Source organism: Nereida sp., assembly GCF_965655635.1.
Lineage (GTDB): Bacteria > Pseudomonadota > Alphaproteobacteria > Rhodobacterales > Rhodobacteraceae > Nereida.
The window spans coordinates 1-18,580 of record NZ_CBFHHE010000035.1; the positions used below are offsets into that span (position 1 = coordinate 1).

Annotated in this window: 17 protein-coding genes and 1 pseudogene; 14 read left to right on the forward strand and 4 right to left on the reverse strand. The window is 53.2% G+C overall.

Annotated elements, in window-relative coordinates; genetic code table 11:
- Nucleotides 1-822 (reverse strand): Gfo/Idh/MocA family protein (locus tag ACTF5M_RS09765; protein ID WP_438960817.1); only part of this gene is annotated, 822 nt, incomplete at its 3' end.
- Between the two features lie 219 nt (nt 823-1,041).
- Entirely contained in the window at nt 1,042-1,389 is a 348-nt protein-coding gene (locus tag ACTF5M_RS09770) for a hypothetical protein (RefSeq protein ID WP_438960818.1), read from the reverse strand.
- 17 nt (nt 1,390-1,406) lie between these two features.
- Between ACTF5M_RS09770 and ACTF5M_RS09775 the strand changes: the two are divergent.
- The 10 genes and pseudogenes from ACTF5M_RS09775 to ACTF5M_RS09820 all read left to right on the forward strand — a co-directional run.
- Nucleotides 1,407-1,601: pseudogene (locus tag ACTF5M_RS09775) on the forward strand (xylose isomerase); the annotation flags it as partial.
- A gap of 112 nt (nt 1,602-1,713) precedes the next feature.
- Nucleotides 1,714-2,628 carry a LysR substrate-binding domain-containing protein gene (locus tag ACTF5M_RS09780; protein ID WP_438960819.1) on the forward strand — a complete coding sequence of 305 codons (915 nt, stop codon included), beginning with the start codon at nt 1,714-1,716 and terminating at the stop codon, nt 2,626-2,628.
- 103 nt (nt 2,629-2,731) lie between these two features.
- Nucleotides 2,732-3,883, forward strand: a complete 1,152-nt coding sequence (locus ACTF5M_RS09785) for an aromatic ring-hydroxylating oxygenase subunit alpha (protein WP_438960820.1) — start codon at nt 2,732-2,734, stop codon at nt 3,881-3,883.
- 2 nt (nt 3,884-3,885) lie between these two features.
- Nucleotides 3,886-4,188 carry a hypothetical protein gene (locus ACTF5M_RS09790; protein ID WP_438960821.1) on the forward strand — a complete coding sequence of 101 codons (303 nt, stop codon included), beginning with the start codon at nt 3,886-3,888 and terminating at the stop codon, nt 4,186-4,188.
- Nucleotides 4,189-4,233: 45 nt separating this feature from the next.
- Nucleotides 4,234-6,654, forward strand: coding sequence for a GcvT family protein (locus ACTF5M_RS09795; protein ID WP_438960822.1), 2,421 nt, complete (start codon nt 4,234-4,236; stop codon nt 6,652-6,654).
- 50 nt (nt 6,655-6,704) lie between these two features.
- A complete protein-coding gene (locus ACTF5M_RS09800; RefSeq protein WP_438960823.1) occupies nt 6,705-7,955 on the forward strand; it encodes a sarcosine oxidase subunit beta family protein in 1,251 nt (416 codons plus the stop codon).
- Nucleotides 7,955-8,269, forward strand: coding sequence for a sarcosine oxidase subunit delta (locus ACTF5M_RS09805; RefSeq protein WP_438960824.1), 315 nt, complete (start codon nt 7,955-7,957; stop codon nt 8,267-8,269). Before ACTF5M_RS09800 ends, ACTF5M_RS09805 begins: the two co-directional genes overlap by 1 nt.
- Nucleotides 8,266-11,259 (forward strand): sarcosine oxidase subunit alpha family protein, encoded by a 2,994-nt coding sequence (locus ACTF5M_RS09810; RefSeq protein ID WP_438960825.1) that lies wholly within the window; start codon nt 8,266-8,268, stop codon nt 11,257-11,259. The genes ACTF5M_RS09805 and ACTF5M_RS09810 overlap by 4 nt, the downstream gene beginning before the upstream one ends.
- A complete protein-coding gene (locus ACTF5M_RS09815; protein ID WP_438960826.1) occupies nt 11,252-11,818 on the forward strand; it encodes a sarcosine oxidase subunit gamma in 567 nt (188 codons plus the stop codon). The genes ACTF5M_RS09810 and ACTF5M_RS09815 overlap by 8 nt, the downstream gene beginning before the upstream one ends.
- Before the next feature lie 273 nt (nt 11,819-12,091).
- Nucleotides 12,092-12,460 carry a hypothetical protein gene (locus ACTF5M_RS09820; protein WP_438960827.1) on the forward strand — a complete coding sequence of 123 codons (369 nt, stop codon included), beginning with the start codon at nt 12,092-12,094 and terminating at the stop codon, nt 12,458-12,460.
- Nucleotides 12,461-12,462: 2 nt separating this feature from the next.
- On the opposite strand, the gene ACTF5M_RS09825 is transcribed toward ACTF5M_RS09820, so the two are convergent.
- Nucleotides 12,463-15,132, reverse strand: a complete 2,670-nt coding sequence (locus ACTF5M_RS09825) for a response regulator (protein WP_438960828.1) — start codon at nt 15,130-15,132, stop codon at nt 12,463-12,465.
- 4 nt (nt 15,133-15,136) lie between these two features.
- Nucleotides 15,137-15,688 (reverse strand): oxidoreductase, encoded by a 552-nt coding sequence (locus ACTF5M_RS09830; RefSeq protein WP_438960829.1) that lies wholly within the window; start codon nt 15,686-15,688, stop codon nt 15,137-15,139.
- 209 nt (nt 15,689-15,897) lie between these two features.
- Here ACTF5M_RS09830 and ACTF5M_RS09835 point away from each other — a divergent pair, with 209 nt between their 5' ends.
- From ACTF5M_RS09835 to ACTF5M_RS09850, 4 genes are all read left to right on the forward strand, one after another.
- Nucleotides 15,898-16,536 carry a response regulator gene (locus ACTF5M_RS09835; RefSeq protein ID WP_438960830.1) on the forward strand — a complete coding sequence of 213 codons (639 nt, stop codon included), beginning with the start codon at nt 15,898-15,900 and terminating at the stop codon, nt 16,534-16,536.
- A 125-nt stretch (nt 16,537-16,661) separates the two neighbouring features.
- Nucleotides 16,662-17,495: a DUF2059 domain-containing protein gene (locus tag ACTF5M_RS09840; RefSeq protein WP_438960831.1), complete on the forward strand. Its 834-nt coding sequence runs from the start codon at nt 16,662-16,664 to the stop codon at nt 17,493-17,495.
- A 229-nt stretch (nt 17,496-17,724) separates the two neighbouring features.
- Nucleotides 17,725-18,432: a 50S ribosomal protein L21 gene (locus ACTF5M_RS09845; RefSeq protein WP_048597682.1), complete on the forward strand. Its 708-nt coding sequence runs from the start codon at nt 17,725-17,727 to the stop codon at nt 18,430-18,432.
- Nucleotides 18,433-18,438: 6 nt separating this feature from the next.
- On the forward strand, nt 18,439-18,580 hold a 142-nt coding region (locus tag ACTF5M_RS09850), incomplete at its 3' end, for a 50S ribosomal protein L27 (RefSeq protein WP_438960832.1).

An 18,580-nucleotide genomic window follows, 5' to 3' on the forward strand; every position in this document is an offset into this window, starting at 1 on the left:
TGTTTCTGTCACCATACCGGCGCGTTCCAATGTAAGTTCGGCTTGACCAAAAACACTTGGGTTGAACGGGCAGTTAAGTTTCATAACACCTTTGTCTCCGTGAAAGGCCATATATTGCCGTGGAAACATCCGCATAGACGTAACGGAGTTATAGCGGAAAGAAGGAAAGTCAGCGGTAACATGCGCAAAAACATCAACGCCATTCTCGCGCTTGATTTGTGCATCGACTGAGATTGGCTCTTCACCAGTGACGAACCGAGCTGATCCAAAAGTATATCCACCAATGTCAGGAAGGCTGCCTCCTCCGGTATCTGGCTTGTTCCGGATGTTGTCTGGATCGGCGCTGTTATCATATGTAAAGATACCGTCGACATACAATAGTTTCCCGATCCTACCAGCTTCATACAATTCTTTGGCTTTGTGCCACTGCGGATGATGTAAAATCATGTACGCTTCAGCAGCCAATAAGCCGGTTGAATTGCGCCTTTGAATTACTTGATCGAAATCTGATGCATTCATTGCGAGGGGTTTCTCACATAAAACATGCTTACCTGCATCTAATCCCTTCAGTGTCCACTCAATATGCAGGTGATTTGGTAAAGGCACGTATACAGCATCGATCTCTGGGTCTGCGAGCAATGCCTCGTAGCTATCATGTATTCTTAAGTCGGATTGTAGAGCCTGAAATGCCAAAGCCTTACTGTTTGAGGAGGTAGCGAGTGCGACGAGCTTTGCTCCACTTGCGAGATGGATTGCCGGTGCCATTTGTTCCAGTGCGAATTTCGATGCTCCCAAAATACCCCAGCGAATTATATTGAGCATTAGAGCCTCCCTGATCAATTACCATACCCTAGGGTAGTTCATTATCGTGAAGCAACTGGCTAGTCGGGGTGTGCAGCATGTGCAGGGTTTTTCCAGTTATAATAATAAATCAGTAAAATCTCTTAAGGGTCAAATAACCCTGCATACCCTGCAACCCTGCACTAAACCCAATAAAACATGGTTCTCTGCTTTCGGTGTCCCTGCACAACCCTGCATTGGCTAACCAGAGCGTTCCTCGGCAGCCGCAACCTTTATGCCGTCAAAGACCATGCCTTGTGAGGTCTTGGTTTTCTGTATCCTCAGTCGCTCCACGCGTTGGCTGAAGGTCTTCAACGCAGGTATTTGCTTAACCCCTGCAGAGTTTGCCCATGCACGAAACGCGCCGTAGCAGTGTTTAATGCCCAGCGACGACTCGTCGGCCATTTCACACTCCGACGGCCCGAGCGCCACGGTGTCAGATTGAACGCGCCACTCGTCTTTGGATTCTTTACTGCTCGCAGGCTCAACAAAGCCACCGGCGACGGCGCAGGCGTAGGCCTGTAGCGCCAAGTTGAAAATGCCAGACATTTACCCTCGCAGTTTAGTCTGCTGCGGCGATGTTGCAAGACGGCAAGTTAGAAGATGCACGTACCGAGCGGTATTCGGGCTGGGACACATCTGATCTGCTTGGTCTAGATCTGGGTACGATTGAGACACGTGTCCGCGAGTTGGATATTCAGCCTGAACCGCGCTCGAGCAAGCAAGAACGTCTTGAAAACCTTGTTAACAAGTATCTTTAAACCTGTTCTTCCTGATTTTGGTTGCATAAACGCCTAGACTGGCAATTGCTTGAGGATCTGCGCATAGTGACAATAACTCACTTCATGCGTTAACCTCAGGTGATTGCCGTTTATGTCACGTCGTCAATATAATTTGCCTGCGCTCACAAGCCTTTCGGTTTTTGAAACGGCAGCGCGGCATCTCAGCTTTAAGCAAGCAGCCCATGAACTTGGGGTGACACCCGGCGCAGTTAGTCATCAGATTAAATCGCTTGAGGCCGACCTCGGCGCGCCGCTCTTTCGTCGTCAACACCGCGGGGTTGAGTTGACCGACGATGGTTTAGCGCTTTTTGAGGCGTTAGCGGCATCGTTTCTAAGGGTGTCGCGGTGCCTTGAAGACATCCGCCAGCGCGATATCACACGCTATGTAACAGTCGGCTCAACCACTGCGGTGGCGGGGCTGTGGCTGTCGCCCTCAATAATTCGATTTTGGCGTGATTTTCCCGATATTAACGTAAATCAAATCTCGAACGACCGCCCGTTTTCGGTGATGGATGAGCTGGATTTTTTCATCAGATACGGCAAAGATAAAGACAGCGGGCTTGAGCACACGGCCCTTTACCGCGATCAATTGGTTCCTGTTGCCTCGCCTGAATTGGCGCAAAGCCTAAGTGGCGTGAGCCTGTCTGACATTGCGGCAATGCGGCTGATCCATTTGAAAAGCGCGGACAGAAGTTGGACGAACTGGGCGGATTGGTTCGCGGCTTTGGGTCATCACGGCAAAGTAGGCGCAGGTCCGCAGGTCACAAGCTATGCGGTTGCATTGCAACTGGCGCGTAAAGGCGCTGGCGTGGCGCTTGGGTGGAGACGTCTTATTGATCCTGCGCTCAAATCTGGCCGCTTGGTCGTGCTTGGGGATGCATCTTTGCCAGCACCCAAGAAGTTCTACTTACTGGGGCGGGCGGATGCCCAGCAAACAGCGGACGCGCTTTCCTTAAAGACGTGGCTTTTAAATGAGATTACATCATCCGAGGGTAAATTGCTTTGAAGTGAATTGAATTCACTTAAGAGTGAGCATTTCAGATATTGAACGCCACGCGGTGATTGCCCCAAATAAGCCTCAAGTAGTGATCGCTTAGGGGGGATTTGCGATGAACGAACAGACTTCATTGTCTTCAGTGGTGACAGACGTGAACAAGGCCAACGGCCTGCCAAATGCCCATTATATTGATCCAGCCGTTTTTGATGAAGAAAAACAAGCCGTCTTGTTTGCCAATTGGTCGGGCATCGGCTTTGGAAAAGACGTGCCAGAAGCAGGTGACGCAAAGCCGATCACATTCATGGGCATGCCGCTTTTGATGGTCCGCGACCGTGACGGCTCGCTTGGGGTTTTTCAAAATACCTGCCGCCACCGTGGGATGATTTTGGTGGAAAAGGCACAGAAAATTCGCGGGGCTATTCGCTGTCCCTATCACAGCTGGTGCTACGGCTTGAACGGTGCGCTGCGTGCCACGCCCCATGTTGGCGGACCTGCTCAAAGTACACATGAAGACGTGAATATGGACGAACTTGGGTTGTTCAAAGTGCGCTCATTCGTGTGGCGCGATGTTGTTTTCGTGAATATCGATGGAAATGCCGCGCCTTTTGAAGAGGTCCACAAAGATCTTATGGCCCGCTGGTCCGAATTCGACGGCCCAATCCACCACGGGGGAGAGGCCGCATCGTTTCAGTTGAATGTCAAAACCAACTGGAAACTGGCCGTTGAGAACTACTGCGAGAGTTATCACCTGCCGTGGGTGCATCCGGGCCTAAACAGTTATTCGCGCCTTGAAGATCACTATAACATCGAAGAGCGCGGCAAATATTCTGGCCAAGGGACTTTGGTCTACCGTCAATTGCGTGATGAGGCTGGGCAAACGCTTCCTGACTTTGCCGATCTTAGCTCCAAATGGGACGAGGGCGCTGAATACATCGCTGTTTATCCGAATGTTTTGCTGGGTGCGCAGCGGGATCATAGTTTTGCTATCGTTTTGGAACCGGTCGATTGCGGCAACACGGTTGAGCATATCGAGCTGTACTACGCTGCTTCCGGGGCTGACACGCCCGAGTGTAATGAGCTGCGCACGACCAATGCCAAAATGTGGAAAGAGGTGTTTGAGGAAGACATCTTTGTGGTTGAGGGCATGCAGCGGGGGCGTCACGGACAGATGTTTGACGGCGGTCGTTTCTCACCTGTGATGGACGGGCCAACGCATAATTTTCATCATTGGGTGGCATCACAAATTTCACAGGCGCGTGCGTAAAGATGGGGTATGTGGTTCATGCTGAGGGGGCGGGCTCTGTGGCGTCCGCATCAGAAATCCTTGTGACCGATGCGTTGCTTTTGGATGCGGCTTTGCTTGAGGCACACGCCCAAGGCAATACGGCCGAACTGGTGCGGCTATACACGCTTGCGGCTGAAAGCGCCTTGGCTGCTGGCGATGAACGCGCAGCGGACTTCTATCTGACCCATGCATTTATTTTTGCACTCGAGAAGGGCGGCCCAGAGGCGGGTGTGCTCAATATTCGGCTGGCCGAGCGGGGCCGGATGAAGCTTTTGGACTTCTAAATTCTACACTAAAGGGCGGCCAATAGTGCTGCGGAAAGACTTCAGATGAGACAGCAAGCACAGGCAGTTGTGATTGGCGGCGGTGTAATCGGATGTTCGATCTTGTATCACCTGACCAAACTAGGCTGGTCCGATGTTGTTTTGCTGGAACGCGATGAGCTTACGTCGGGCTCAACATGGCACGCGGCGGCCAACATTCACGGTTTGCACGACAGCACCAACATCAGCCGCATTCAGCACTACACGATGAATTTGTACAAAGAGCTCGAAGAAGAAACGGGCCAAAGTTGCGGCATTTTTCAGCCTGGCTCGCTTTATCTGGCGCAAACCGAAGAGCGGGAGCACCAGTTAAAACTGCAAGCGGCCAAGGCCAAGCTCTATGGAATGAACTTCTATGAAGTCAGCATTGAAGAGGCGAAAAAGCTGAACCCGATGGTAAATTACGACGGCATCCGCTGTGTGATGTTTGAACCTGATGGCGGCAATGTGGACCCATCTGGCGTGACGAACGGATATGCGGTTGGCGCGCGCAATCGCGGCGCTGAAATTCACCGCTTCACACCTGTAACTGCGACCGAAGCCCAAGAGGACGGCACGTGGATCGTCAAAACCCCGAAAGGCGATATCGCAACACCTTGGGTGATAAACGCGGCGGGCCTGTGGGGGCGTGAAGTGGCGGCTTTGGCTGGGATCGAGTTGCCATTACAACCTACCGAGCACCAGTATTTGGTAACCGAGACGATGGCCGATGTTGAACAATCTGCTGCGCGCTTGCCGTCGGTCAGTGACCGTGACGGCGAATATTACTTGCGCCAAGAGGGCAATGGTCTGCTGGTTGGGGCTTATGAGCGGGATATGAAATTCTGGGCCGAAGAGGGCACGCCACTTGATTTCGCCCATGATCTTTTCCCCGATGATCTTGAACGTATTGAAGAGAACATGATGAGCGCGATTGAGCGCGTGCCAGCGGTTGCGGATGCGGGCATCAAGCGGGTTATCAACGGGCCAATGATCTGGTCACCAGATAGTAATGTGCTGATGGGGCCGGTCCCCGAACTGCCGGGGTATTTTTGTTGCAACGGCATTATCCCGGGCTTTTCACAGTCGGGTGGCATGGGGCTTATGGCCGCGCAGTGGGTGATTGAAGGCGAAACAGAGTACGACATGTTTGCATGGGACATGGCGCGCTTTGACACATGGGCCAGTAAGGCCTTCACCAAAGCCCGTGTGCAAGATCAATACGCACACCGTTTTGCAATCCATTTCCCGAATGAAGAACGAGGCGCCGGACGCCCCGCGCGGACGCGACCGATCTATGATGTCCAAACGAAAATGGGCGCTGTGTTTGGCCTAAATGCGGGGTGGGAACATCCGCTTTGGTTCGCCGCAGAGCCCGGCGCCACGGATACCAACGGATTCACCCGCCAAAATTGGTGGGCGCCTGTGGGGGAGGAATGCAAGACGCTGCGTGCTGCGGCGGGTATCATAGATATCTCTAACTTTGCTAAATACCGCTGCAAGGGACCGGATGCGGAAAGCTGGCTGAATGCGGTTTTCGCCAACAACATGCCTCGCTCGATTGGGCGGTCTTGTTTGACGCCGCTGATCTCAAAACGCGGCGGTATTGCGGGTGATTTCACAGTGATCTGCGTGGCCGAAGACGAGTTTTGGGTCGTTGGTTCTGGCATGGCAGAGCGGTATCACAAACGCTTTTTCGCAGATGTGCCGCTGCCTGAAGGTACCCTGTTTGAAAGCAAAACTGTTGAGATGTGCGGCTTCAACGTAGCAGGGCCCAAATCACGCGAGTTGTTGCAGCGGCTGACCAACACGTCGCTGGCAACTGGGGATTTTCCGTTCATGCGTTCCGCGTGGTTGGATATCGCGGGCGTGCGCGCATTGGCGTTGCGGGTCTCGTTTACTGGTGATTTGGGCTGGGAGCTTCACTGTGAGACGCAAGATCAGGCCAAGCTTTACGAGGCACTTCTGAGCGCAGGCCAAGACCTTGGTGCGCGTCCCGTTGGCAGCCGTGCGTTGATGTCACTGCGCATCGAGAAGGGTTATGGTTCATGGTCGCGTGAGTACAGCCCTGAATATTGGCCTCAAGAAGTTGGGCTGGAGCGGCTTTGCAAACTGGAAAAAGACTTCCTGAATAAATCAGCGGCAGTTGCAAACCTTGAAAAACCTGCACGCGAAGAGCTGGTTATTTTGCATCTTGCGGACGCGGACGTAACTGCATCCAACGCCGATGCTACAGGTGGGGAGCCAATTTTCAAAGACGGTGTGGGGATTGGTCGGGTTACCTCTGGGGCGTATGGTTATACGGTTGGAATGTCGTTGGCGCTTGGGTTTGTCAAAGGGGCGACCGCAGGTGATGAGGTTGATGTCATGGTGCTTGGCAAGCCACACAAAGCACGTATCCTTGCAGAGCCGCCTTTTGATGCTGGTGGGAAAATATTGCGCGGCTAAACTTGGCAAAAGAACGGTCGAGCAACACGTCAGAATAATGCGAGAGAGACATGCGGTATTCAGGATTTAAAGTCATCAAAGAGGCGCTGACCGGCCACAAAGGTTGGCGTCCCGCATGGCGCGATCCCGAGCCGCAGTCCCATTATGATTTCGTCATCATCGGGGGCGGTGGTCACGGTCTTGCCACGGCACATTATCTTGCAAAAGTCTTTGGTCAAAAGCGGATTGCCGTTCTTGAAAAAGGCTGGATTGGCGGCGGCAATGTAGGTCGCAACACTACCATTATCCGTTCGAACTATCTGCTTGATGGTAATGAGCCGTTTTATGAGTTTTCGCTGAAGCTTTGGGAAGGGCTTGAGCAGGACCTGAATTATAACGCCATGGTGTCCCAACGGGGCATCATGAATTTGATCCACTCAGACGCGCAGCGCGACGCCTACATCAGGCGCGGCAATGCCATGATCCTCAACGGTGCAGATGCGGAGTATTTGGATGCAGAACAAATTCGCAAAGAGTATCCGTTTCTGAATTTTGACGATGCGCGTTTCCCAATCAAAGGCGGCTTGGCACAGCGGCGCGGCGGCACAGTGCGCCACGATGCAGTGGCGTGGGGCTATGCGCGTTCAGCCGATAGCCACGGCGTTGATATTTTGCAAAATTGTGAGGTAACGGGTTTCCGGATTGAAAACGGCAAATGCCTTGGTGTGGAGACGTCTCGCGGGTTTATCGGTGCGGGCCGCGTGGGCTGTGCGGTCGCAGGCTCGTCAGGTCGGTTGATGTCCAAGGCCGGGATGCGCCTACCCATCGAAAGCCATGTATTGCAAGCATTCGTGTCCGAAGGTCTCAAACCCATTTTGCCGGGCGTGATTACGTTTGGGGCGGGGCACTTTTACGTCAGCCAATCGGATAAAGGTGGTTTGGTATTTGGTGGCGACATCGATGGTTACAACTCATACGCACAGCGGGGCAATTTCCCTGTGGTTGAGGATGTCTGCGAAGGCGGTATGGCATTGATGCCAATGATCGGGCGCGCGCGGCTTTTGCGGATGTGGGGGGGGATCAGGGACATGTCGATGGACGGCTCGCCCATCATCGACCGAACCCATATTGACGGGCTCTATTTCAACGGTGGCTGGTGTTACGGGGGCTTTAAGGCAACGCCGGCCTCGGGTTATGCGTTTGCCCATTTGCTTGCACGCGACATCCCCCATCCAACGGCCACGGCATACCGGTTTGACCGCTTTGAGACAGGGTACATGATTGATGAAAAAGGGATGGGCAATCAGCCCAATTTGCACTGATGATCATTGACCATCCACTTCTGGGCCCGCGCGATAGTGCTGAATTTACGTACCTTGGTGACGCATCTTTGCTCAACAGGCCCGACCCCGATACGGCAACGCCCAAGGACTGGCATGACTATGCATATCTGCGCGATAACCCCGCTGGCCTTCACCGCGAATTGTGGTTTCATGAGGGCGGTGATCGATCTTGGCTGGTGGTAACGCGAAACACGGTAACCCATGAAATTACCAAAGTTGAATTGGCCCGTGATGTGGCACACGGCTTGGTAAGTGACGTGGCCAGCATGGGCACCAAGCGGAGCGGCGGATGATGGCGGATCACGGGACCAACCACGACACGCACCACAGAACGCATGGGCAGATCAACCGTCTAAGCGGCGGGCAGATTGACCGCGACAAACCGCTTTCGTTCGCATTCGACGGAAAGACGTTTCAGGGTTATCAAGGTGATACGCTGGCCTCTGCGCTCTTGGCCAATGGGGTGCGCCTTATGGGACGGTCGTTCAAATATCACCGTCCCCGTGGTCCTTTAACTGCCGGATCCGAGGAGCCCAACGCGATTGTTGCGCTACGCAGTGGCGCCTACCAAGAGCCGAACACACGCGCCACCACAGCCGAGCTTTTTGATGGGCTTGAGGCCACGTCTCAGAACCGCTGGCCCTCCCTGGCGTTTGATGCGATGGCGATCAACGATCGGTTTTCGACCTTTTTGACCGCAGGTTTTTATTACAAGACATTCATGTGGCCGGCGGCGTTTTGGGAAAAAATTTACGAGCCTATTATTCGCAAAGCAGCAGGTTTGGGGGCGCTGACAGGTGCTGCCGACCCCGATGTTTATGACAAAGGGTTTCGTCATTGTGATCTCTTGGTGGTGGGCGCAGGTCCATCGGGGTTGATGGCTGCGCGCACAGCGGCCGAGGCAGGTTTTGAGGTCATCATCGCTGATGAAGATTTCCGATCAGGCGGTCGGCTAAACAGCGAGCAAGACGTTATTGGCGATCAGGCTGGCGCGGATTGGGCCGCGTCTCAGGTGGCGCATCTAGGCACGTTCCCCAATGTCCGGGTAATGTCGCGTACTACCGTGATTGGCACGTTTGATCACGGCATTTACGCTGCGGTTGAGCGGATCACTGATCATTTAAGCACAAGTGCAGAAGGTCAGCCGCGCCAAATTTTGTGGCGTATTTATGCCAAGCATACGGTCCTATGCGCGGGCGCCACTGAGCGGCCAATTGCCTTTAACAATAACGACCGACCCGGGGTTATGCTGGCAGGTGCAATGCGCAGTTATGCCAACAGATGGGGCGTCTGTGCTGCGCGGGACGCAGTAATTTTTACCAGCAACGATAACGGACATCGCACTGCCGCTGATCTGCACCGGCAAGGTGTCACCATTGCCGCGGTCGTGGATACGCGCGCTGATGCGCCGCGTTCGGATGAATATGCGGTCATCGCCGGCGCCACCGTCACGGATACCCGCGGCAGGCTTGGTTTGAACGCGTTGCAAGTTACGGATGCCACTGGGCACTCGCGCTGGCTGAAGGCGGGTGCGCTTGGCGTGAGCGGCGGCTGGAACCCTAATGTTCATCTCACCAGTCACCAAGGGGCGCGACCGGTGTGGAGCGATGCGCTGAATGCGTTTGTTCCCAGCCCCAGTTTACCACCACACTTGAGCGTCGCGGGTGCTGCGGTAGGCATTCTTTCAACCCACGGGGCTTTGCAGTCTGGTGTTGATACGGCATGCAAAGCGTTGGAAATTGATCCGCGTAGCATACCTGCATTGCCCAAGGCTGATGACCGCCCTGTAACGCAAACCGCGTTTTGGTACGTGCAAGGCTGCGAACGTGCGTGGCTAGACCAGCAAAATGACGTGACCGTGAAGGACGTCAAACTTAGCCATCAAGAGGGGTTCCGTGCCGTTGAACACCTGAAACGCTATACCACTCTTGGCATGGCAACGGACCAAGGCAAAACGTCAAATATGGGCGGATTGGCCGTTATGGCGGAACTGACAGGCCAGCCAATTGCGGATGTCGGGACCACAATGTTTCGCCCTCCTTATACGCCAACTGCCATTGGGGTCCTTGCAGGTAGATCACGGGGTAGGGACTTTCATCCTGTGCGTCTGACGCCTTCGCATTACTGGGCCAAAGAGCGTGGCGCGGTGTTTGTTGAAGTTGGCAATTGGCTACGTGCGCAGTGGTTTCCAATTGAGGGCGAGACCCATTGGCGACAAAGTGTTGATCGCGAAGTGCTTGCCACGCGTAGCTCGGTTGGCGTGTGTGATTGCACAACGTTGGGCAAAATTGACGTGCAGGGCAGTGATGCGGCTGTGTTTTTGAACAAGGTCTATTGCAATGGCTTTGCTAAACTTGCTGTTGGGCGGACGCGGTACGGCTTAATGCTGCGCGAGGACGGCATCGCCATGGATGATGGTACCGCCGCACGGCTGGCCGAGGACCACTTTGTTGTCACAACCACCACTGCAAACGCGGGCAAAGTCTATCAGCACATGGAATTCGTGCGTCAATGCTTGTGCCCTGATCTGGATGTGCAATTGATCTCGACAACAGAAAGTTGGGCGCAATACGCGATTGCGGGACCAAACGCCCGGGCCTTGTTGCAAAAAGTGGTGGATGCTGAATTTGACATCAGCAACGACGCGTTTCCATTTATGGCATGTGGTGCGATCACCGTGTGTGGCGGGCTGCGGGCGCGTTTATTCCGGATTTCATTCTCGGGTGAATTGGCGTTTGAGTTGGCCGTACCTGCGCGCTACGGCGATGCAATGATGCGCCGATTGATGGATTCGGGCGAGGAATTCAACGTAACCCCATATGGCACAGAGGCCCTTGGTGTGATGCGGATCGAAAAGGGTCACGCTGCGGGCAATGAGCTGAATGGCACGACAACGGCGCAAAATCTTGGCCTTGGTCGTATGGTCTCAAAGGCGAAAGACAGCATTGGCTCAAAGCTGTCCGAGCGGGCAGGGTTGAACACTGAGGATGGTCTGCGTTTGGTTGGTCTAAGACCGCTTAATCCAAAGGGTAAAATTACAGCTGGTGGGCATGTTATGAACGCGGACGGCCCCGTTGATGCGGCCCATGATCAGGGCTACGTGACGTCCGCCGCCTATTCGCCCACGCTTGGAAACATGATTGGATTGGCCTTCATCAAGTCTGGCAGTGACCGCATTGGCGACCGTATGCGATTGGTTTCCCCGTTGACCAAAACCAGCGTCGATGTTGAGGTTGTATCGCCCCATTTCGTCGATCCAGAGGGAGAGCGTCAACGTGCATGATTTAGCACCCATCACAGCCTTTGGTTTGGCTGAGCCAATCTTGTATGCCACGCAGTCGTGCCAGCTTACGGAGCGTCCCGATGTAGCACTTGCCAGCGTTGCGGCGCGACTTGGTGTTGAGGAGGCATGTCGTTCGGTTATCGCTGATCTCCTGGGAGCCGATGCGCCGGACCCGTCTGTTTGGTTGGCCTCTGATATCTACAGTGCGTTTTGGATGGGGCCGGATCAGTGGATGTTCAGCGCGGATTTCTCTAACGTTGAGGACATTGCGGCCCGCCTTAAAACTAGTTTTGGAGAAACGGCATCAATCACAGAACAGACGGATGGCTGGGTCGCTTTTGATCTTACTGGCGAAGTTGAAGCTGTGCTTGAATTAGTCTGTAACGTGGATATGCGAACTCGTTCAGCTGGTTACGCGAGCCGCGTCTCCATCCATCATACGGGCTGTTTTTTACTAATTGAGGCAAGTGATCGCGCTCGCGTTTATGCGCCGCGCGCCTTTGCGGGATCGGTCTTTCACGGGATCAGTCAGGCAATGAGTTCTGCCGCGACGCGGTAAGCCTATCGTCGGATATAAATGTCATCCTAAGATGATCAAACCCTCCGAAGGCACAGTTCTTCGAGAGCCTTCTCAAGATACTATTAACCTCAATGTTTATTGGGTGAAACTGTTAGAAGCAGGCCGTTTACCGCTCGTGAGTGAAAGGTGAATAGTCCATGTGGGGACGCCAGACAAAAGGTGCTAAAAAGCTAGCTTGTCTCTGACAATGTTGTTGCGGTCGATCTTGTATCGGGACTTGAGCGTGGACAGCTAAGCGGGAATGCCTGTCTCGTGGGTTTTGATGAAAGCGATATTTTGGCCGTCCGTGACATGGTACGCCAAGCGGGCCTTTCACCGGTTATGAGTTGCGCGACTGCAAGCTTGATGCGCGACATAAAGATGATCAGCACAACTTCATCATTTGTGATCGTCAATCTGGATGGATTTTCGGACGTAGATGTTGGGGTCGACGCGCTGATCAAGTTCCGCCGCATGTGCCCTGATCCCAGTGTGCTTATCGTCTCACGAACTGTGCTGAATAATGAGTTGGGCAGTCACCGTCGCGCCATTGTTGATGCAACGCTTCGTGCGCCGCTTAGTGGTGAACGCTTGGCCGCAGGGTTGGCCGCTGCACGTTGTAACCACGCCGAGGCATCCTGAGACTATTCAGCAGCCTCTCTGGCAGTGGGTTTGAAATGTCGGCGAGCATGGGCGCAAAATGACTCTAGCAGGCTCTGACATTCGACCAAGAGGGTATCGTTAATCAATTTAGACTCGTTTTCGGCGGCTAGCAGCGTTTTGTGTAGCGCTGTTGCGCCTATCATCGCAGCACTGCCCGCCATGCTGTGGATGGTGGCCGTTGTTTGCTGTTCGGATGTTGTGCCTAAACTGGCCCGCAGGCCTGCCAGCTCGTCTTGGGTGGTTTGCTTAAATTGCGCCAAAATAGACAACGCTTGATCTGTGCCAAGGGTATAGCGCAACTCGCTTAGCGCGTCCAAATCTGCCTCTTGTTGTGCTGGTTTGGCGGGTAGTGGAGTATTGGGACCTTGCTGTCCCGCAAAGACGGTCTTGTCTAATAGTTGCGAGAGATTGTTGAGCCTGATCGGTTTGATCAGATAGTCACTCATGCCCGCATCAAGCACCTGTTGCAGCGTATCCCCGCCGTTATGGGCGGTGATGCAAACAATTGGTCCTTGGGAGGCTTGATTTTCGAGAATGACTTGGGCCGCCTCAATACCGTTCATTCGCGGCATGCTAAGGTCCATCAAGATTAAATCAAATTGCGTTATCGCGCATTTGTCGACAGCTTCTTGCCCGTCTTCGGCAAAATCATAGCTGCACTCAAGCCGCTCCAACATTCGCCCGATCAGCGTGTGATTTGTCGCATTATCATCGACAACCAGCACATGTGGCTTGTTGCGGTTTTGGGGGGCACGATGCTCGCTTTTTTCTAGTGTTGTCGCTGAATAGGTAGAGGTGAAATCACCGCTGGGAACGTGTTTGAATGTGCCGTTAAACGTGAACGCGCTTCCTTTTTGCGGTGTACTTTGAACCGCGATTTGTCCGCCTAATTTTTCAGTGGCACGTTTGACGATCCCAAGACCAAGTCCTGTGCCCTCAGACGTGCGGGTGTAGCCCGCGTCGCCCGTTGCAAAGTCATCAAAAATGCTGCCAATTTTTTCGGGCGCGATGCCAATCCCATTGTCTGTGACGGTGATGCGTAGGTCGATGTCGCAGCCGTCTGTATGACCGTTAAGGTCGACGCAAATCCGACCGTTTGCGGTGAATTTATTCGCGTTAGCGAGCAGGTTCTCAAGCACGGACTCCAACAGGCTTTGATTGGCCAAAATGTTCAGTTGGTTTGGCCAGTTTGACGTAAAGCTGATGGTGTTGCCTTGCTTCAACAGCAAAGGCTCCAGCAGATCTGCAAGCCGCTGCACAAGGTCTTGCGGGTTCAGTGCATCCGAGTGCGACACATCTTGCGCGCTTTTCCCTGAATCGCTGAGCCGAGCCAGTTCAAGGGTGTTGTTGACTTGTTCAAGCGCCTTCATCCCCGAGCGCTTGCCCAAGCCAATTATGTCACGCAAATTTTGCGTTGCTTCATCATCCGCCAGAAGGTCAAAAGTTGCCAGCACGCCCTGCAGTGGGGTGCGCATTTCGTGGCTCATCACGGCAAGAAATTGTTCTTTTGCCAAAGCGTCGCGCTTGGCTGCATCCACAGCCTCGTGCAGCTTTTCTTCGTTCTCAATGCGCTCAGAAATATCGCGCAGAATGCCGATAAACAACGAATTATCTTCGGCATCTTTGCTGGACGCGATTGTGGTCTCTGCCGGAAATTCACGGCCCCGTTTGTCGCGGACTTTGAAGATGTGCCGTCCGTTGTCCACAACTTCGCCTTGCCCACCGCTAGACAGAAATTGCAGGCGCTCGGAGTATTCTGCTTGGTACTGTTCGGGGATGAGTAGCTCGTGAACAAGTTGCCCCAAAGCTTCGGCTTCGGTGTAGCCAAAAATGCTTTCGGCGGCGGCATTGTATTGTTTGATGTAGCCTGACCCATCCGCAATAACGACAGCATCCTGGCTGGCTTCTACGATGCGATTTAGGTTGTAGGCAATGCGCTCGGTAACGACCGCTTTGCTTTTTAGACGGCGCTGAAGCGCCCATGATACGGCCAGCATTCCAAGAAGTAGGGCCACGATCAAACTCAGTAAGCTGGCGTAGTTTTGGAGCATGCCAAGGTGCTCGGTACGCTCGTCTGCGGCGTCATTCACCAGCACCTGAAGTGCTTGGATCGCGTATTGACGGACATCATCCTGAGAGGCGTCTGTGATCGCAAGAAGTTGCTCAAGATCTGTACGGCTTGGGCTGGTCCAGCTGTTTATGATCCCAGCCATTGCCTCTTTGCTTTGGTAGAGCCGCGTGATGATGTCGCTGAGTTCTCCGTTCCCACGAGAAAGTGCACCTTCGTAAATGAAGCGACTGGCGTCCACGCGGCTATAGTAGATGTCAAAGGCCCGTTTGATTGGGGTGGCATCTATGCCTGAAAGATCGGTTATGATTGTGTTTTGGGTGCGCACTGCGGCGTTGCCGCTTTGTGCAAGCTCGCGTGCAATCGCAAGGCGCAGGTTTTGATAGTCCACCGCAACCTGAACGATCGTCCAGGTGACATTGTCAGAGGTGGCGTATCTAAACTTTTCAGCAGATGCCTTTAGGCCCGTGTAGTAGTACCCGACGAGGGCCATGCCTAAGACAGTCAAGCATAATGAGATCGCTAAAGCAGAGCGAACGGCGCGGCCGTCCGCCCGCACTGCTTCGATGTTACGTTGGAACATGGATCTAAATCTGCGTAACAGTCAGTCGCTCCAGTTGCCACACACTCACCGCGTAGATCGGTTCAGTGCGATATTTCGTGTCTTCATCATACGGGAACACCACCCAAAGAGGACCGTTTTCCCGAATGCTGAACGCTTCACCATCGATGCGGTTGGCGATGATAGGGGCACGTTCCTCAATAAGCGCGCTATCGATATCGACAGAATAGTTGTTCGCCGCCGTCGCTGTGACTTGTGCGGCATCGCTGCCAACGTGTTTGAGTGCATCAAATAGGGCAGGGCCAGAGAACGTGCGCGGCTTGTCGGTCCAGATTGTTGATGTGGTAAATGAAAGTTGTGGCAGGGCATCAAGCATTTGGGTGTCAAATACGGCAGCATCGCCCGCATTTGTTAGCGCGATATCCCCATCTACGCGTAGCAATGCGGCTTGGGTTGGCTGTGCAAGGTTGGTTTTTGCGCCAAGCTGCATTGCAGCAAGTAGAAACGGTGTTGATAGAAGCAGATTTCGGCGGCTTTGATTGAAACTAGATACCGACTGGTTAGACTTGCGGAGCATTACACGCTCTCCTCGTAATAGCTATTTAGTACCATGTCTGTCTGACACATCGTTTTCAGAAACCTGAGACTATCTTAAGATATTATCCTTAATCCTTAGACAACAAAAAATTGCTGAAAGGGTGGGCTTGGCGTTGTTTCAATCTGCTCGGCATACAATTAGATAGTCATTACTGTTTTGTGATACTTCAGTGTAGGGGCGCGATAGGTATGTTTGGTTCAGAGAACAGCTCGATCATTTCGGTGTTGATCGCAGATGATCATCAGCTTGTGCGAGATATGATTGGGGCGTTCATAGAAGCGCAGCCTGATTTTGATATCACACCTGTCCCGAGTTACGATGAAGCGCTAGTCGCTCTTGAAAGCGGAAAGTCTTTTGATGTGGTGCTGCTGGACGTTAATATGCCCGGTATGAAGGGCCTTGAGTGTATCGAAACGCTCGTTCAAAAATTCCCAAAAACATCGACTGTGATTTTCTCGGGCAGTGCCTCTGATGCATATGTAAAAGATGCGCTCGATGTAGGTGCCAAAGGCTATATTCCAAAAACTCTCCCTTTCAAATCATTGTTGAACACAATCCGTTTGGTGGCTTCGGGCGAAGTCTTTGTGCCATCGTCTTTTCTAAGCACAGCGGCGGAAACCGGTGACGAGGTCAACTTCGGCATGTCTGCGAATGAGTTGCGGGTCCTACGGAAAGTCTGCGCGGGGCTGTCCAACAAAGAGATCGCCCGTGACATGGAAATGACCGAAGTGACGATCAAAATGCACATGCGGGGGATTTGTAGCAAAATGGGTGCAAAAAACCGTACCCAAGCGGCTGTGATCGCCCTGCGTGAGCAAATCGCGTAGACAGCACCACCTACGGCCTCTGCGTAGATGAGTTTGTTGCGGGTAATTGTTCCGCAACAATGTCTAAGGTCTGGAAATTCCGATCTGATATCATATTTATCAAAACATATGATTTAGGAGCCTTCATGATTTTCCGTAGCCTTGTCGCGCCGCTTTCTGTTGCCATGACGTTCTCGCTGACCAACATCAGTTTTGCGCAGCAAGGCTCAGCGAGTGCTTTGTTTGATATGATGAAGCTGGGCAAAATTATCTCTGTTATGCGTGAAGAAGGGCTTGCTTACGGCGCCTCCCTTGGGGGCGAGATGATGCCTGGGCGCAATATTCCCGAATGGCCCAGCGAAGTTGCGCGGGTTTACGATCACGACAAAATGATCGACGGGATGCGTGATTCTTTTGTAGCTACACTAGGTGAGCGCGACATGGGCCCGCTTGTGGCGTTTTTCGCATCTGATTTGGGTCAGGATATTGTGGAACTGGAGTATTCAGCGCGTGTGGCGTTCCTTGATGAGGCGATAGAAGAGGGTGCTATTGCGCAGTATCAAACCAGAGAGGCCGAGGATGATCCGATGCTTGCGGCCGTAAAATCGTTTGTTGCAACAAATGATTATGTTGAGGCCAATGTAGCAGGCGCCCTCAATTCTAACTTTGCGTTTTACACAGGCATGATTGATGGCGGTGCTCTGTCTTCGCGTATGTCGGAAAGTGATATTTTGGCTGATGTCTGGGCACAAGAGCCTGAAATTCGCGCCAATACACAAGAGTGGCTCTATTCTTATTTGTTGATGGCGTATCAACCTCTCGGGGTTGAGGGGTTGGATGCCTATGAGCAGATCATGGCCACTGCTGAGGGCCGCGCAATGAATGCGGCCCTGTTCGAAAGCTTTGATCAAATGTATGTCGCCATAAGCCGTGAGTTGGGTCAAAGCGTCGCCGGCTATATGTTGGCCGAAGAACTCTAACTTTTGATCGGGGGTAAGTTGCGCAGGTGCTGTGTTTTCGCGCTGCCCATTAACCCTTGACGTATAAACCTCACGAAGGCATATGAGGCACTCCTGTGGCGGTAGGATTCCGCGTGCGGGTTATTTTAATGACAGTCCCGACATCGGGGCGCGCTGTTTAAAGGTCGCAAATTTTGCGGTGAACGCCCCACGGGGGACCTGATGACGCGGTGAGACAAGGATGACGCATATGTTTGCGGTTATGAAAACCGGCGGCAAGCAATATAAAGTCACAAGCGGCGATGTGCTGCGTGTGGAAAAGCTGGCTGCTGATGCGGGTGAAACCGTTCAATTCAACGAAATTCTGATGATCGGTGCCAATGTTGGCGCACCTTTGGTCGATGGCGCTGCTGTACAAGCAGAGGTGATTGATCAAATCAAAGGTGAAAAGACGATCAACTTTGTCAAACGTCGCCGTAAGCACAGCTCAAAACGCACCAAGGGCCACCGTCAGCAACTGACGCTCCTTCGTGTAACTGAGTTGCTCGAAAAAGGCGCGGACAAAACTGGTGTGAAAGCTGCGATCGGCGCGGGTTCCGTATCTGGTGCGGCTGTTGCTGCAGCAGCACCTGCTGCGAAAAAAGCAGCACCAAAGAAGGCAGCGGCCCCAAAAGCAGCCAAGGCAGAAGCGAAAGCTGACGCCGCGACTGGCAGCAAGCCAAGCAACCTGCTTACCGAAGCACGCGGCGGCAAAGCTGATGATCTGAAAAAGATCTCCGGTGTAGGTCCGAAATTGGAAGGCCTTCTCCACGAGAACGGCGTATTCCACTTCGACCAAATCCTCGGTTGGGGTGCAGAAGAGATTGCCTACATGGATGACAAACTGTCGTTCAAAGGCCGTATCGAACGTGACGACTGGGTTGCACAAGCAACACAGTTCGCAGCTGAACAGGAGTAATTCCAGATGGCACACAAAAAAGCAGGCGGTTCATCCCGCAACGGTCGCGACTCCGCTGGACGTCGCTTGGGCGTGAAAAAGTTTGGCGGCGAAGCTGTCATTCCAGGTAACATCATCATCCGTCAGCGCGGCACAAAAGTGTGGCCAG

Bases quoted from the DNA above. Each gene is read 5' to 3' on its own strand.
- ACTF5M_RS09845 (WP_048597682.1), top strand. From the start codon at position 17,725: ATGTTTGCGGTTATGAAAACCGGCGGCAAGCAATATAAAGTCACAAGC.
- ACTF5M_RS09840 (WP_438960831.1), top strand. From the start codon at position 16,662: ATGATTTTCCGTAGCCTTGTCGCGCCGCTTTCTGTTGCCATGACGTTC.
- ACTF5M_RS09780 (WP_438960819.1), top strand. From the start codon at position 1,714: ATGTCACGTCGTCAATATAATTTGCCTGCGCTCACAAGCCTTTCGGTT.
- ACTF5M_RS09830 (WP_438960829.1), bottom strand. From the start codon at position 15,688: ATGCTCCGCAAGTCTAACCAGTCGGTATCTAGTTTCAATCAAAGCCGC.
- ACTF5M_RS09810 (WP_438960825.1), top strand. From the start codon at position 8,266: ATGATGGCGGATCACGGGACCAACCACGACACGCACCACAGAACGCAT.
- ACTF5M_RS09835 (WP_438960830.1), top strand. From the start codon at position 15,898: ATGTTTGGTTCAGAGAACAGCTCGATCATTTCGGTGTTGATCGCAGAT.
- ACTF5M_RS09790 (WP_438960821.1), top strand. From the start codon at position 3,886: ATGGGGTATGTGGTTCATGCTGAGGGGGCGGGCTCTGTGGCGTCCGCA.
- ACTF5M_RS09785 (WP_438960820.1), top strand. From the start codon at position 2,732: ATGAACGAACAGACTTCATTGTCTTCAGTGGTGACAGACGTGAACAAG.
- ACTF5M_RS09770 (WP_438960818.1), bottom strand. From the start codon at position 1,389: ATGTCTGGCATTTTCAACTTGGCGCTACAGGCCTACGCCTGCGCCGTC.
- ACTF5M_RS09825 (WP_438960828.1), bottom strand. From the start codon at position 15,132: ATGTTCCAACGTAACATCGAAGCAGTGCGGGCGGACGGCCGCGCCGTT.
- ACTF5M_RS09795 (WP_438960822.1), top strand. From the start codon at position 4,234: ATGAGACAGCAAGCACAGGCAGTTGTGATTGGCGGCGGTGTAATCGGA.
- ACTF5M_RS09800 (WP_438960823.1), top strand. From the start codon at position 6,705: ATGCGGTATTCAGGATTTAAAGTCATCAAAGAGGCGCTGACCGGCCAC.
- ACTF5M_RS09805 (WP_438960824.1), top strand. From the start codon at position 7,955: ATGATCATTGACCATCCACTTCTGGGCCCGCGCGATAGTGCTGAATTT.